Origin of the sequence: Amycolatopsis sp. NPDC005961 (assembly GCF_040629235.1) — a bacterium.
GTDB classification, from domain to species: Bacteria; Actinomycetota; Actinomycetes; order Mycobacteriales; family Pseudonocardiaceae; genus Amycolatopsis; species Amycolatopsis camponoti.
Map to the genome: position 1 here is coordinate 47,833 of NZ_JBEXVF010000030.1, position 14,198 is coordinate 62,030.

The 14,198-nt window shown below is 71.7% G+C and carries 13 protein-coding genes and 2 pseudogenes; 4 read left to right on the top strand and 11 right to left on the bottom strand.

Features of this window, described 5'->3' with window-relative positions:
* Together ABZ342_RS25585 and ABZ342_RS25590 are read right to left on the bottom strand one after the other, a co-directional pair.
* Complete coding sequence (locus tag ABZ342_RS25585) at positions 1 to 357, bottom strand: DUF1048 domain-containing protein (protein ID WP_360477644.1); 357 nt, start codon at positions 355 to 357, stop codon at positions 1 to 3.
* Positions 354 to 680: a PadR family transcriptional regulator gene (locus ABZ342_RS25590; protein ID WP_360477646.1), complete on the bottom strand. Its 327-nt coding sequence runs from the start codon at positions 678 to 680 to the stop codon at positions 354 to 356. Before ABZ342_RS25590 ends, ABZ342_RS25585 begins: the two co-directional genes overlap by 4 nt.
* An 83-nt stretch (positions 681 to 763) precedes the next feature.
* On the opposite strand from ABZ342_RS25590, the pseudogene ABZ342_RS25595 reads away from it, so the two are divergent.
* A pseudogene (locus ABZ342_RS25595) lies at positions 764 to 1,311 on the top strand (ATP-binding cassette domain-containing protein).
* Positions 1,308 to 2,069, top strand: coding sequence for an ABC transporter permease (locus ABZ342_RS25600; protein WP_360477648.1), 762 nt, complete (start codon positions 1,308 to 1,310; stop codon positions 2,067 to 2,069). The pseudogene ABZ342_RS25595 and the gene ABZ342_RS25600 overlap by 4 nt, the downstream one beginning before the upstream one ends.
* On the opposite strand, the gene ABZ342_RS25605 is transcribed toward ABZ342_RS25600, so the two are convergent.
* Both ABZ342_RS25605 and ABZ342_RS25610 read right to left on the bottom strand, forming a co-directional pair.
* The gene (locus ABZ342_RS25605; protein WP_360477651.1) at positions 2,048 to 3,538 is read right to left on the bottom strand and encodes an amidase; all 1,491 of its coding nucleotides are present in this window, start codon (positions 3,536 to 3,538) and stop codon (positions 2,048 to 2,050) included. The genes ABZ342_RS25600 and ABZ342_RS25605 overlap by 22 nt on opposite strands.
* A 169-nt stretch (positions 3,539 to 3,707) precedes the next feature.
* The gene (locus ABZ342_RS25610) at positions 3,708 to 4,952 is read right to left on the bottom strand and encodes a PHB depolymerase family esterase (protein ID WP_360477654.1); all 1,245 of its coding nucleotides are present in this window, start codon (positions 4,950 to 4,952) and stop codon (positions 3,708 to 3,710) included.
* 223 nt (positions 4,953 to 5,175) lie between these two features.
* Between ABZ342_RS25610 and ABZ342_RS25615 the strand changes: the two genes are divergently transcribed.
* Together ABZ342_RS25615 and ABZ342_RS25620 are read left to right on the top strand one after the other, a co-directional pair.
* Complete coding sequence (locus ABZ342_RS25615) at positions 5,176 to 5,643, top strand: VOC family protein (RefSeq protein WP_360477656.1); 468 nt, start codon at positions 5,176 to 5,178, stop codon at positions 5,641 to 5,643.
* Between the two features lie 57 nt (positions 5,644 to 5,700).
* Positions 5,701 to 5,973, top strand: a pseudogene (locus ABZ342_RS25620) (aldo/keto reductase); the annotation flags it as partial.
* Positions 5,974 to 6,258: 285 nt separating this feature from the next.
* Here the strand turns inward: ABZ342_RS25620 and ABZ342_RS25625 are convergent.
* The 7 genes from ABZ342_RS25625 to ABZ342_RS25655 all read right to left on the bottom strand — a co-directional run bounded on the left by ABZ342_RS25625 (position 6,259) and on the right by ABZ342_RS25655 (position 14,154).
* Positions 6,259 to 6,501 carry a helix-turn-helix transcriptional regulator gene (locus ABZ342_RS25625; protein ID WP_360477659.1) on the bottom strand — a complete coding sequence of 81 codons (243 nt, stop codon included), beginning with the start codon at positions 6,499 to 6,501 and terminating at the stop codon, positions 6,259 to 6,261.
* Between the two features lie 140 nt (positions 6,502 to 6,641).
* Complete coding sequence (locus ABZ342_RS25630; RefSeq protein ID WP_360477662.1) at positions 6,642 to 7,790, bottom strand: hypothetical protein; 1,149 nt, start codon at positions 7,788 to 7,790, stop codon at positions 6,642 to 6,644.
* Positions 7,766 to 8,767, bottom strand: coding sequence for a hypothetical protein (locus ABZ342_RS25635; RefSeq protein ID WP_360477665.1), 1,002 nt, complete (start codon positions 8,765 to 8,767; stop codon positions 7,766 to 7,768). Before ABZ342_RS25635 ends, ABZ342_RS25630 begins: the two co-directional genes overlap by 25 nt.
* Before the next feature lie 5 nt (positions 8,768 to 8,772).
* Positions 8,773 to 10,080 carry a hypothetical protein gene (locus tag ABZ342_RS25640; RefSeq protein WP_360477668.1) on the bottom strand — a complete coding sequence of 436 codons (1,308 nt, stop codon included), beginning with the start codon at positions 10,078 to 10,080 and terminating at the stop codon, positions 8,773 to 8,775.
* A gap of 25 nt (positions 10,081 to 10,105) precedes the next feature.
* Positions 10,106 to 10,642: a hypothetical protein gene (locus ABZ342_RS25645; RefSeq protein ID WP_360477671.1), complete on the bottom strand. Its 537-nt coding sequence runs from the start codon at positions 10,640 to 10,642 to the stop codon at positions 10,106 to 10,108.
* Positions 10,643 to 10,664: 22 nt separating this feature from the next.
* On the bottom strand, positions 10,665 to 11,927 hold the full coding sequence (locus ABZ342_RS25650; protein ID WP_360477674.1) for a hypothetical protein: 1,263 nt from the start codon (positions 11,925 to 11,927) through the stop codon (positions 10,665 to 10,667).
* The gene (locus ABZ342_RS25655; RefSeq protein WP_360477677.1) at positions 11,920 to 14,154 is read right to left on the bottom strand and encodes a hypothetical protein; all 2,235 of its coding nucleotides are present in this window, start codon (positions 14,152 to 14,154) and stop codon (positions 11,920 to 11,922) included. The genes ABZ342_RS25650 and ABZ342_RS25655 overlap by 8 nt, the downstream gene beginning before the upstream one ends.
* Positions 14,155 to 14,198: the final 44 nt, after the last annotated feature.

Consider the following 14,198-nt stretch of genomic DNA (forward strand, 5'->3'; position numbering starts at 1 on the left):
TCAGCCTCCCAGCCGGCCGAGTTTTCTCGCCACATTCCTGTTCAGCTGTCGCCGCCACCGGTCGCGGAAGGTCCGGGACTCTTCCCCACCGGCGAGCGCCGCGCAGAAGCCGCCGATGTCGTCCCCCAGTACGTCGTGGACGCTCTGCCCCTCCGCCGCGGTTTCCTCCAGCAGCCCCAGCGCGCCGTCGAGGATCGGCATCAGGTTGCGGCCGGTGAAGTCCCCGTACGGGAAGAGGTGTGCCTTGATCTGCTCCCACGCCGCCCGGTAGTCCTCCGGCAGCGCGCCGGCTCTGGCTTCGAACGCCTGGTATTCCCGGGTCAGGTCGCTGCCGGTGATGGTCTCCCAGAAGTTCATTTCCCGCCCTCCTTCAACTTGTCGATGCGCGACGACACGTAGTCCCACTTCGCCCAGAACCGGCCGAGTTCTTCGCGACCGGCCTCGTTGAGCCGGTAGAACTTGCGCGGCGGCCCCTTCTCGGACGGCCGTTTCGTCACCTGGACGAGGTTGTTCTTCTCCAGCCGCAACAGGATCGTGTACACGGTCCCCTCGACGACGTCGCCGAAGCCGAGGTCGTTCAGCCGGCGCGTGATGGCGTAGCCGTAGGTCTCCTCGCCGCCGATGATCTCGAGCACGCAGCCTTCGAGGGTGCCTTTCAGCATCTCCGTCAGATCGTCCATCGCTCCTCCGGGCTCGCCCTGGCGCCACTAGTCAGTACTACTGTATACCAGTACTCAGCACCACTGAGTAGTCCGACGAGGGGATGACCATGACAGCGATCCGAGTTCGCGGCCTCGAGAAGTCGTACAAATCACTGCGGGTCCTGCGCGGCGTGGACTTCGACGTGGAGCGGGGCAGCATCTTCGCCCTGCTCGGCTCGAACGGCGCCGGCAAGACCACCGTCGTGCGGATCCTGTCGACGCTGCTGAAGCCGGACGCGGGGACCGCCGCGGTCACCGGCTCCGGCGCCTGAAGTACCCCGGAAAGATCGCCGACGACCTGCTGGTGCGCTTCTCCCTGACCGACGCCGCCACGCGAAAGGTGGCGACCTACTCCGGTGGCATGCGCCGCCGCCTGGACATCGCCATGAGCCTGATCGGCGATTCACCGGTGATCTTCCTGGAAGAGGCCGAACAGCTCGCCGACCGGATCGCGATCCTGCACGAGGGCCGCATCATCGTGAACGGCACCCTCGCCGAACTCAAGCAGCTCCTCCCGCCCGCCCAGGTCGAGTACGTCGAGAAACAGCCGACCCTCGAAGACGTCTTCTTCGCTGTCGTCGGCCACCGCACGGAAAGCGAGAACCGATGACCACGCACGCCCTCGGCGACACCACCGTCCTCTTGGGACGGTCCCTGCGCCACATCACCCGCAGCCCGGACACCATCATCACGACCGTCATCACACCGGTCGCCATGATGCTGATGTTCGTCTACGTCTTCGGCGGCGCGATCGACACCGGCTCGGCGTCGTACGTGAACTACCTGCTGCCCGGCATCCTGCTGATCACGATCGCCTCGGGCATCGCCTACACGGCGCTGCGGCTCTTCTCCGACCTCGAGAGCGGGATCTTCGAACGCTTCCACTCCATGCCGATCACCCGCTCGGCCGTGCTGTGGGCCCACGTGCTGACCTCGCTGGTCGCCAACCTGATCTCGCTCGTGATCGACGTCGCCGTCGCCCTGCTGATGGGCTTCCGCTCGAGCGCCGGCGTCCTGGCCTGGCTCGAGGTCACCGGCATCCTGCTCCTGTTCACCTTGGCGCTGACCTGGATCGCGGTCCTCGCCGGCCTCACCGCCAAGACAGCCGAAGGCGGCGGCGCGTTCGCCTACCCGCTGATCTTCCTGCCGTTCCTCAGCTCGGCGTTCGTGCCGACCGGCACCATGCCCGGGCCGGTGCGCTGGTTCGCCGAACACCAGCCGGTGACGTCCATCGTCACCACCCTCCGCGCCCTGTTCACGCAAGCGCCCGTCGGCGGCGACAGCTGGACCGCCTTGGCCTGGTGCGCCGGAATCCTCGTCGTCGCCTGCGCCTTCGCCACCGCGGCCTACCGGCGCAGGGTCTCCTGAACGTCGCGGCCGCCCCGTGGTCCGGCTGACCGAATCCTGGCGGCGGGTGGCTGGAAGCCGCCCATCTTCTGTTCCAGCAGTTCGGCCAGGCGCAGCGGGGTGCGGTCCTCGAACATCGGGCCGATGAGCTGCACCCCCACCGGCAGGCCCTCGGCGGACCGGCCCGCGGGGACGGCCGTGGCGGGCAGGCCGGGCATCGTGGCCACGCCGGCCCAGACGAGCTGGTCGAAGTACGGGTACTCGGCGCCGTCGATGTCGATGTGCCTTTCCATCGGGTTCGGGTGGTGGTCGTGGGGGAACGCGGGGGTCGGCGTGATCGGGCACACCACCGCGTCGAACTCGGTGAACAGCCTCCGCCAAGCATCGCGGTGGACCTCGCGGCGGTGGTTCGCCGCCAGCCAGTCGCGGTGGCTGAACGCCAAGGCGCGCAGCCGCACGGCGTCGAGACTCCGGTCATCCGCGCCCGGCGGCTCGTACGACTCCATCGGAAAACGCGCGACCGAGCCCGAAATCAGCAACTGCATGTACAGCGTCGCGGCTTCGGTCAGGTCGGGCAGCAACGGACTGTGCCGTGCGACCGAGGCGCCGCCGTCGGCGAGTGCGGCCGCCACCCGGTTCACGCCCGCCCGCACGGCGGCTCCGGTCGGGATGAGCGGGTGCTCGTCGAGGACCAGGACCCGGAACTCGCCGAGCCGCTCGTGGCGGGCGGGCGGCAGCGCCAGCCGGTGCGCCACGCCGTGCGTCAGCGGGTCCGGTCCGGCCATGACGTCGAGCAGAAGCGTGAGGTCGCGGGCGGTGCGGGCCATCGGACCGACGACGGCGAGGTCGAGGTCGGCCGGCAACGCCGGCTCGGACGGCGGGACCATGCCGCGGGTGGCCGCCAGTCCGAGTGTCGGCTTGTGCGCGTAGACGCCGCAGAAGTGCGCGGGGGTGCGCAGCGAGCCGGCGATGTCGGAGCCGATGGACAGCGCGCCGAACCCGGCGGCCAGCGCCGCCGCCGACCCGCCCGAGGATCCGCCCGACGTGCGACCGCGGTCCCACGGGTTGGTGGTGGTGCCGTAGATCTCGTTGAAGCTCTGGATGTCCTGCAGCCCCAACGGGACATTGGTCTTGCCGAGCACCACCGCGCCCGCGTCCTTGAGCCGCGACACCTGGACCGCGTCCTCGGCCGGCACGTGGTCCCGGTGCGGCGGCATGCCCCAGGTCGTGGGCAGCCCGGCGAGGTCGTAGGACTCCTTGACCGTCACCGGAACGCCGAGCAGCGGCCGGTCCTCACCCCGCGCACGCGCCTGGTCGGCCCGGCGCGCGGCGGTCCGCGCGCGGTCGAAGTCCGGCACGCAGATCGCGTTGATCACCTCGTCGTCGCGCTCGATCCGGGCGATCGCCTCGTCGGTCAGCTCCACCGACGTCACCGCGCCGGCACGCAGTGCGGCGACGAGTTCTTCGGCTGCCTGAAAGCTCCATTCCATGAATCGGAAGCTAACGACCCGCCCCGGAAGGCACGAAATTCCGGTTCGCGCAACGAAGAAGCCGGGCCGGGCGGTGGCCGCCTCCACCGCGTAAGCCATGGAAAGCCGCATCGTGCAACGGGACGCAAGTCTCACTTCCCGAGCTTCCCGAGCCGCGCGGGCTCCGGTCTCACCGGTGCTTCCGCGCCATCCACTGCCAGACGTGGGTGCCGCGGACGCTCGGGTCGTTGCGGGCCACGTAGATCCACGACCAGTGGCCCGGGAACTGATGACCGTTCCACACGACGTGGTCGTAGAGCGTCACCTCGGAGCGCGGGATGAGTTCGTGCGCGTGGACCGTGTTGGCCCGCGGGTCCACCGTGTCGTCGTCGAGGGAGGCGACCAGCCAGGTGGGCGTGCGGATCGCGGCCAGCTCGGCGTCGGGCACCAGCGGCGGGTCGCCCGCCTTCCGGCCGGCGACGACGCCGCAGATCGGCACCGACGCCGCGAACGTCGCCGGGTAGACGGTGGTCATCTTCACGCTCATGTAGCCGCCGTTGCTGCAGCCGGCGACGTACACGCGTCCGGGGTCGACGGGCCGCGTGCGGAGCACGTCCCGGATGATCTCGTGGATGAGCGGGGCGAAGCGGGGACCGTCGTCCATCCAGGCGGACGTGCTCTGCGGGGCGACGACGTAGGCGCCGTCGAAGATCCCTTGCGCCTCCCGGGTGGCGAACCCCAGCGCGCCCCGGTTGGCGCGCAGCGTGGTCTCGTTGTCGTAGTAGCCGTCCGGCAGGGAAGCGCCTTCTCCGCCGCCGTGCAGCCAGACGATCAACGGCCGCCGGCCGTGTCCCGACGTCGGCGAGTACAGCCGGTACTTCATCCCGGACCGGGACGCGTGGTAGGTGAACGCGTCGACCTCGGGGTTGACCAAGCCGCGTTGCGCGAAGCGGCCGATGGAGACCGGCCGGCCGCGCCGCGTGCGGACGGGAGCGTTCTGCGTGAGGGTGTAGACGAGGTCGAGCCGCACGTTGCGGCCCTTGCTGTTGATGTAGCCGAGAGTGCCGCCGCCGGTCTGGCCTTCGCCGTGGCTCAGCTCCAGGACGATGTTCCCGCGGCGGTCGAGCCGCGCGGCCGTCACGGACCGGTCGAGGGCGTAGCCGATGTCCTGGCCGCCGGTGTCGATCGGGCTGGTCGCCTCGACGTGCACGCCGAAGGTGCCGGTGGTCAGGCTCGCGGGGTCGATCGGCCCGAGCCGCGAGGTGTCGAGGGTGAGGGACGTGACCTGCTCACCGCCGTCGAGCGTTTCGGCGTCGAGCGTGAAACCCACGCTGGCGTCGGTGGAGGAGGCGGCGGCGACACCGGGCACCGCCAGGCCGGCGGTGACACCCGCGGCGGTGACCAGCGCGACGCGACGACTCAGCACCTTGTCCATGCGAACTCCTTTGTCCGAGGATCCATCCGGGCGTCGGGGTTGGAGAATCTCCGTCAAACCGTAGTTGCCCGGACAGGGTGTTCCTAGGTCCCGAAGTGGGAACCACGCGGTCCCCCGGCGCCGGCCGCGAGTAGCGGACATTCCCTGGCCGCTACCGCTGCCACCGTGGTCCTCGTCGCCGGAATCCTCCAGCGGCGGAACCGCACGTGAAGGACCGGACACCATGTCGCTCAACGCTGTCGCCCACCTGAACTTCCACGGCCAGGCCCGCGAAGCCCTGGAGTTCTACCAGTCGGTCTTCGGCGGGCAGCTCACCGTCGCCACCTACGGCGACTTCGGGATGCCCGCCGGCCTGCCCGGCGCCGACCACGTCGTGTTCGGCCAGGTCGTCGCCGACAGCGGCTTCCGGGTGATGGCCTACGACGTGCCGGGCGAGCACGCGCCCGCCGACCCGGGCGCGCCCTCCACGCGTCGCGAGAACGGCACCACCATCACCCGCGAGCCGTTCTTCCTCTCCGTCCGCGGCGAGACCGTCGACGAGGTCACGCCCGTCTGGGAGGGACTTTCCCGGGGCGCGACCGTGATCGAGGCGTTCGGTCCGGCGCGGTGGGCGCCGGCCTTCGGGATGCTGGCCGACCGCTTCGGCGTCACCTGGATCGTCGACGTCGCGGCCGAGTACGGCCAAGCCTGACCTTCCCCGGGGTGCGGCCGGCCCCGGCCGCACCCCGCCACCGCGCGGGAGAGCCCCATGCCGGTGCGCCCGCTCGGCCGGACCGGCATCGAGATCAGCGTCCTCACCCTGGGCACGATGATGTTCGGCCCGCACGGCAACCCCGACCCCGGCGACTGCGCCCGCATCGTCCACCGCGCCCTCGACGGCGGCATCACCGTCATCGACACCGCCGACGTCTACGGCGGCGAAGGCCGCACCGAAGAGATCCTCGGCCAAGCCCTGCGCGGCCGGCGCGACGACGTCGTCCTCGCCACCAAGTTCACCGGCCCGATGGGACCGGGCCCCAACCAGCGCGGCGGCCCACCACCCCGAACCCGGCACCGGCATCGAGGAGACCCTCGGTGCGCTGACCGAGCTGCTCCGCGCGGGAAAGGTGCGCGCGATCGACCATTCGAACCTGCCCGCGCCGGAGATCGTCGAAGCCCAGTGGGTGGCCGAGCGGTGCAGGTCGGCTCGCTTCCGCACGGGCCGGGCTGCTGCTCCCCCCACCTGGCCGTCGCGTTCGTGACCGCCCACCCGGCGGTCACGTCGGCGATCATCGGCCCACGAACACCCGAACCGCTCGCGGGCCGGTCACCGGTGGGACCGGACGACCAGGGAAAGCCCGGTGCCGGCCACCGCGCATTCGACGTCCCGCGAGCCGAACGCGACGAACACCACCGCCGCACCCACCCTCGACGCGACGCCGAGCTTGCGGATGATCCGGCTGACGTGCGCGCGCACCGTGCGCTCGCTGATCGCCAGCCGGCCCGCGATCTCACGATCGGTCTTGTCCTCCGCGACGATCGCGAGCACTTCGAGCTCCCGATCGCTCAAGACGTCGAACAGGCCACACACCACTCCGGTTTCCACGATTCCCGCCCCCTCGAACCGAACACCCGCCGTGCCTCCGCCCCGGCGAATGCCCTTACGGTCCCAGATCCCGTCGACAATCCGTCGACAGCCGGCCAGTGGGGTCAGCCGGGCGGCCAGCGGCGGGCGGCGAGGTCGGCCAGCGGGGTGTTGACCAGTTGACGGCGACGCTGCGGGGCAAGCCCTTCGTACGCCGGGAGCATGTCGGTCTCGATCCACTTCCACCGGTGCTCGAACACCGTGAGGTCGCCGTCGGGCACCACCTCGCGGAACGGTTTCCCGCCGGGTACCGGCGACAGCGCCTCGCGGGACATCCGGTCGGGGATCAGGTCGAAGTCCTTCAGGTCGCGGATCCGGCCGTAGAACGGCGCCACGACGGTCTTCTGCTCCCGGAGCAGCAGTTCGCGGTTGCCTCGCCGGACCCGGCCGGGATCCCCGGAGGCGATGTCCCGCCAGGCGCCGGCCGGCGCGCCGGCCGTGGCCACCAGCTCCGCCACGCCGGCCTGCGCGAAGGCCTGGTGCTGCCAGGCCAGATCCTCGAAGATCGCCCGCTGCGTGTCGAGCAGCACCACCTGCAGCCCGTGCGCGTAGTTCACGATGAGACCGGCGCCGGGATCCTGGCCGATGCCCCACTTGGCGGTGTCGAACTGTTGCTGCGCCACCATCAGCCCGTGGTACACGGCACCGCCGGCGAGCTTCGCCATCCCCGCCCACAACAGGTTCTCGTCGCGGTTGAACAATCCCGCGTAGTAGGCGTAGACCCGTTCGACGATCGGCCGCTGGCGCTCGAACCCGTCGTCCGGTTTCCACTCGGCCGGGACGATCCCGGCCGCGGCCAGTGCCAGCCGGCGCCATTCGGATACCGGCCGTGGCGGTGGCGCCGGGGTCACCGCCACGGGCGGGGCCTGCAACGCCGGGCGCACGATGGTCATGCGGATGGTCGCCCACTCCCGGCTCAGTGCCCGCTCGCCGGACCGGATCGCGCGCCCCCGCAGCTCCGGGTGGCGAGCGTGGAAGACGACGTCGGTCAGCCAGTTGTCGTCCCGTCTTCCCCCGGAGACGAGCAACCGGACGGCCAGGGTCGTGTTGCCGGACTTGAGCGCCACGCGCACCAGGCTCGGCAGGCGCGCCACCGTGTCGGCCCAGTCCTCCAGCTCGCGCTCCACCGAGAACCCGGTTCCACGGTCCCCATCGGACAGCCCGGGGATGTCCGCCGCGAACGGGCTGGTCAGCGGGAAAGATCGGTCAGCCACAGCCAGCCCGTCCTTCCCGCGTGCCGCCCGCCGGTCACCGTGACCTTCGTCCAGAACCACGCCTGGGACGGCACTAGCGAACTCGGGCGGATCTCGATCCGCTGCAGCGGCGTGCCCTTCGGCAGGGCGGCGATCGTCACGCGCGTGACCGGGTTGTCCCACAGCTGCGCGGTTTTCGCCGTCACCGTGCGGTTCTCGGCGATCGGCACCGCCTCCGGCCGGGCGTCACCGGTGGTCTTGCTGTCGTTCCACAACCGGGCCGCGGCCAGGAAGGCCGGCGACGGCACGCCCGCCGAGACGACCTCGAACTTCAGCAGCTCGGGAGCCCGCCGTTCCGGCCAGCTCCAGCCCCACCGCACGGAGCCGTAGTAGGTGCCCTTCTGCGGCCCCGCGGTCGCGACCGCCGCCGTCTCGAACTGCTGGCTCCACGCCCCGGTGTGCGCCGCGGCCGCCGACGTGCCGTCGTCGCCGGAGCTCAGGTTCGGCCCGTCGGTCATCGACGCATCCGTCGGCTTTTCCTTCGCGTCCTTGCGGCGACGGCCGGGAGTCGCCGGGGCGTACCACGGTACCGGGCTCCGCGGGAACTGGTCGATGTGCGCGCCGTCGCCGGGAACCATCCGGCTTTCGGCGGTCTTCCGCTCCTGGTCGGTCGCGGCGTACTTGTTGTACGGCGCGCCGTTCTTGACCGACCGCGCCAGCTGGACGAACTCGATCCGGTCGGCGTCGACGAACGCGTTGGGCCGGAACGACATGCCGATGGCCGCCCCGTACCCGACGACCAGGTCGCCGACGTCCGGGAACACTTCCTGAAGGGCGTAGCGGCCCACGGTGAACGAGCCGGCCCACGTCCCCACGGTGGCGATCCGGCTCGGTGCCCGACCGGCCGGGCCTTCCCGTTCCACCGCCGGCGGCTCGGGCCCGGACGGGTGCGTCCACTCCCACTCCCACCGGGGTTCGGGGAGCGTCCAGCCGCGCACCGTCCTCACTCCTTCCGGCCGTTGACCGAGGGCATGAGGGTCGCGCCGTTCGACGACGGCACCTTCGCGCCGGACGGCGGCGACGCGGGCACGGGCACCCGCAGCGGCTGGGTGCCGGTGACGACGGGACGCGGGTAGGCGGGCGATTCCTTGACCCGCTCGCCGGTGGCCGACTGCCAGTTGTTGATCACCGAACGGGCGTCGCTGACGAGGTTGTTCTTGCCGGTGAACAGGCTCGCCGCGGTCTCCTCGGTGTCGAACAGCCCGAGCTCGATGCCGCGCAGCAGCGTCGACATCGGTTCGGCGAGGTCGAACAGCTCCCGCGACCGCAGGGCCGGGGTGATCCCCACCTTCTGGCCGAGCGCGCCCAGCCGGTCGGCCGCGTTGCTCGCCTGCGCCTGCAGGTCGGTGATCACCGACGTGTCGGTGTCGATGGTCAGGTGGAACCAGTTCAGCATGGTCACGTAGGCGAACTCCTCGCGGGCGAGCGCGCCGCCGCGGCGGCGGTTGCCGAGCAGGTCCTTGATCGCGGTGGACAGCAGGGCGATGTAGCCCGGGTCGGTGGGGTTGGGACCGCTGTTGTTCGCCGTGTTCTCCAGGCCGATCCAGACCTGGCGCAGGAACTCGCTCCACTTCTGCCGGAAGTCGAGGTTCACCGGGCCGGTCAGCGCCGTCCAGTCGGCGAGCGGGCCCGACCCGGCCCACACCGGCGGCACCGGGTGCGCGAGGTCCAGGCCGAACATGCGCCAGTACGCGTTGCGCCGGTTGGTCCGGTCGAACGGGCGGACCTCGCTGAGCACGCTGGCCACGGAGAACGTCGGGATGTCCCGGAAGAACAGCTGCTCGGTCGCGCGCAGCCAGGCGATGCTGTCCGGCGACAGGACGCCCATCGTCTCGCCGACCAGCAGCCGCCGCACGACCTCGGCGAAGATTTCGACGATGCCCGTGCTCTCGAGGACGTACGCGTAGGCCAGGTGGTGCCAGAGCAGCGGCGGGCAGAACAGCTGGTTCGGCCGCCCGCTCCACTCGAACGGGCCGCCCGAGTTGACGCCGGACGGCGCCAGGAACGCGTCGAGCCCGTCGGTCGAGGTGAACGTGTCGTCGCCCGGCTGCGTCGGCAGGTCGAGCGCGTCGAGCACCTTGTCGTCGAAGAACGTGGTGAAGAAGACGAGGTCCGACTGCCCGGTCGGGTCCGGGATCTGCGGTGTCCGGCGGGCCGAACCCCACACCTCGTCCAGCAAGTACGCGATCTGCCAGGGATGCAGGCGGAACACCCGCTGCGTGCCGAGGATCTTGGCCAAGGGAAAGAACATGACGCTGTCTCCGTTGTCTAGGGGGTCATTCGCCCGGTACCGGGTCGAGGCACGGGCCGATCGCGACCGGCGTCCCGTTGCGCGCGGTGAAGGTGACGATCGAGTCGATCCGCTGGTCGTACCGGATGGCGTCCTTGCCGTCGTCGATGGTCACGGGGGTGCCGTCCACCAGCCCTTCGAGCAGCCGGACGACGTTGTTCGCCGCCCGGACCCGCGCCACCGTCGCCGGGCCGAGGCCGGTGAAGGTGAGCGTGCGGGTGTCCCGGTGGACGTCCACTTTGGTCAGCTGGAAGACGCTCGGCGCCCGCCGGCCCAGTGCCACGCCGAGGAAGTTGTAGGCGAAGCGGACCCGGTCCGGCTTCGAGGTGTCGTCGGCCGCCGTGGCCGTCACCTGGGCTCCGGCGGAGCCGTTCTTCTGCTGGGCTAGTTCGCCGATCGACTGCGTGAGCGAGACCAGCTGGGCCAGCATGGCGTCGCGGTCGCCGGTGGACTGCACCTCCGCGGCGGCCGGCTTCGCACGGCCGGCGACAGCGCGGGATTCGGAGGTCTTCGGATTCGTCATGGCGTCTTCTCGTTCCGTCCGGTCAGGCTGCACGATGGGGGGCGAGCGGTGCGGCGTCCGCGCCGACGGCGGTGACCCAGGCCAGCAGGGCCGCCTGGTGGTCCGCCGCCGCCTCGGGAGCGAGCACCGCGCGGGTGGACAAGTGGGCGAGGATCCGCAGGGGCTCGCGCCGTCTCAGGTAGGCCGAGGTGAGCAGCGACGGGCCGGCCTGCCGGGCCAGTGATTCCAGCGCCGGCGGCGACACCCGGCGCGGATCGAGCAGCGCCGAGAGCGGTTCGCCGCCGAACGCCGCCATCGGCAGGCGGGTGCACACGTCGGCCACGTCCGCCAGCACCGGGAGGCTCGCCCGCGCCAGCGCACCCGCGTCCCCGGGGGCCCGCTCGACCGGGTGCCGGTGCTGCCACGCCGCCGCGAGGTCGTCCCACGGTCCGGCGCCGAACCAGCGGCGGCAGAGCTCGACGTTGAACATCACCCGCAGGAACGGGAACGGGTGCGGGTCGCCGAACCTGATCCGGTACACCGCCGACGTGGGACCGTCGACGACGTTGGCCAGCGCGGCGACCGGTGCCCAGCCCGCCTGGACGAAGGCGTGGACGTCGCCGGCGATCTCCCCGGCCCAGTCCCGCCAGGCCTGCGCCAGCTCGGCGGACCGCGGCGCGAGCCGGGCCGCCAGCGCGTCGGCGAGCTCGGTGTTCCAGCCGGTCAGGTGGGCGACCTGGTGGCCGGTCTCGTGCAGCAGCGCGGTCGGGTAGGCCAGGTTGTGCCGGGTCAGCTTGATCGCCGCGGCCGGCGAGGGGTGGCTGTGGTCCCACAGCCGGATGCCGGCGCGCAGGATCGACGCGCCCAGCCCGTGGTCCAGGTACACCAGGGCGGGCGGCGGCTCGATGCCGACGCGGGTCAGGATCGCAGCCATGCTGTCGCCCGCGAGCGTGTCGTAGCCGCGCAGCACCGCCCGCAGTGCCGGGTTGGTCCGGCTGTTGACCGCGTGACCGTAGAAGTCGAGGATCGTCTCGACCTGGAGGTACCGCGTGCGCAGCTTCAGCACCGCCCGCCGCACCGCGCCGGGATCGCCGCCCTGGCCGAGCATGCGGCGCACCGCCGTGCCTTCGGCCACCAGCACGGCGACCACCTCGGACAGCCGGTCGCGGACCCGGCGCTGCAGGTAGTCCTCCAGTGCCTGCCACGCCTCGGGCGCGGCCACCGCGTCGAGGTCGGCGAGGGCCTCGACCGCGAGCTGCCAGTGGGCCAGCTCCGCCTCGGTCTGCCGGTCCACCGCCTCAGTCACGGTGGCGCCCCGGCCTGATCGCGACGGCCGGGTCGCTCGTGGGAGTTCCCGCCGCGAGCGCCGCCCGGTCGGCGAACCCGAACGTGAACGTCAGCGTGGCGCCCGGGGCCGGGTCCTGCGCGGCCTTGGCGAGGGTGGCCGCGGCGGCGGGAAGCTGGTCGGACACCGTGCGCAGGACGCCGTCGACGAGCCGCTGCGCGAGCTTGGCCGCCGCGCCGGCCTCCACCGTGATGCCGTGCTTGGTCATCAGCCGGGTCAGCCTGCGTTCGATCGCCCGCAGCGCGGCCGTGTCGAGCAGCTTCCGGACGATCGAGACGACCTGGACGAAATGCCGCCGCTGGAGGTGCGCGGCGAGCTCGTGGGTGTCCCGCTCGCCGAGCACGAGGTTCAGGCGGAGCACCGGCTGCGGCGCGGTGAAGTCGACCAGCACACCGAGGAAGTGCTTGCGGCGCAGGGAATGCCCGTTGCGGCGGAAGCGGAAGTAGCGGCTGCCCGGGCGCCGGTGCCTGCCCGGCGTGCCGTGGTGCCCGGCGTGGGCCAGGCGCGGGTTGCCGGCCAGCACGGTCGCCGCGGACTCGGTGAGCTCCTCGAACTCCTCGGCCGCGGCGACCGGCCCGTCGGCGGATTCGAACGCGGACACGTGCCCGAGCCCGCCACCGGGAAGGAGCTCGTACAGCTCGACCTCGCCGTCGACCGGCCAGGCCTCGGTTCCGTCGTCGACCAGCCGTCGTTCCAGCGAGTCGCCACCGGACAGGATCACCGCGCGGGCCATCGGCCGGGTGATCCGCACCGGGATGACCCGGCTGTACTTCTTGTAGCGGAAGCACGGCCGGGTGGCGCGCGGCATCATCAGCCACACCCCGTGCTCGCCGTCGGCACCCCGCTCGACCAGTTCGGGGCGGAGCACGGTCGCGGGCAGGTGACGGGCGGCCGCCTCGGCGAACGCGTCCTGGATCTCGGTTTCCAGCAGCAGCTCGTTCTCCAGCGACTCCGGCGGCAGCGTCAGCACCTCCCGCACGGTGTCCTCGGCCGCCGCGGCGAGCGCCTCGCCGCCCAGTGCCGGGTCGCCGCCGCCGGCCTCCAGGCCGAGCAGGCCCAGCCCGGCGCTCGCGATGTGCCGCGACAGCAGGTTCGCCGCGTCCTGCCCGACCATGCTCGCGATCAGCTGTGAGAGCGGCTTGGCGATCCCGTCGACGATCCGGTCGCGGCCGATCAGCCGGACACCCGTGCGGATCAACGGCATCGCCGCCATCACCACGGGGATGAACTGCTCGAGCTGCGCGACGGGCGGGACACCGGGGTCGGCCTCGGTCAGCTCGCGGGCCAGCCGGACGCGGGCCGAGTCCAGCTGGTGCGCGGCCGAGAGCGCGTACGCGTCCTCCTCCGCCGGCTGCAGCTCGGCCAGCATCCGCGCGGCCGTGGCGTCGTCGGGGGCGGTCACCAGCTCGGCGAGGCTGCGGTCGAACGTCTCCGCGAGCTCCTCCTCGTGGCTGCCGGTCTCGCCGCGGAGCTTGGCGGCGAGCTGGGTGGCCAACGGGCGCAACGATTCGGGCAGCTTGCCGATCGCGGTGTCGAGCACCTTGCCCAGCAACGGCTTGACGAGCAGGCGCAGCTGTCCGAACAACGGTCCGAGCGCGAGGTTGCCGACGACGGAAATGCCCTTCTTCGCGAGCTTGACCGCGCCCTTCGCGAGCTTCTTCGCCTTGTCCAGCAACCTTCCGAAGAACAGCTGCTGCACGTCCGCCGGATCGGTGAAGCCGTCGATCCCGGTGGCCGCCTCGATCTCGCCCTCCTGCAGCGAGTCCGCCGGGCGGTCGCCGAAGTACGCCTCCAGCGCGCCCAGCATCCGGTCGGCCTCGCCGGCCAGGTGCTCCAGCCATTGCGTGGTGTCGGCGGTGGCGAGCGTCGGCGCTTCCGAGTCGTTCGACCAGGTGCCGACCGACTTGAGGTGCCGGGCGGCGGCTTCGTCCGCCAGCGCCTCCAGCGCCTCGGTGAAACCGGGGTCTTCGAGCTCGGCGAGCAGGGCATCGGTCGCCTCGGCGGCGCGGTCACTGTCGCCCGCGGCGACCGCGGCCTCCGCGAACGGGGAATGCAGCGCCTGGCCGGGCCGCGGCGCCGCGGCCGCGGGCTCGGCCGTGGCCGCCAGGCTCACCGGCGCGAACGGCGAGGTCGCGCCCCTCTCGGTGGTCACATCTTCGCCGTACGGATCGAGCACGGGAATGCTCATCGGAACCTCCACAGCCGACCGCTCCGGCCCGGGGCCGGCGCGAC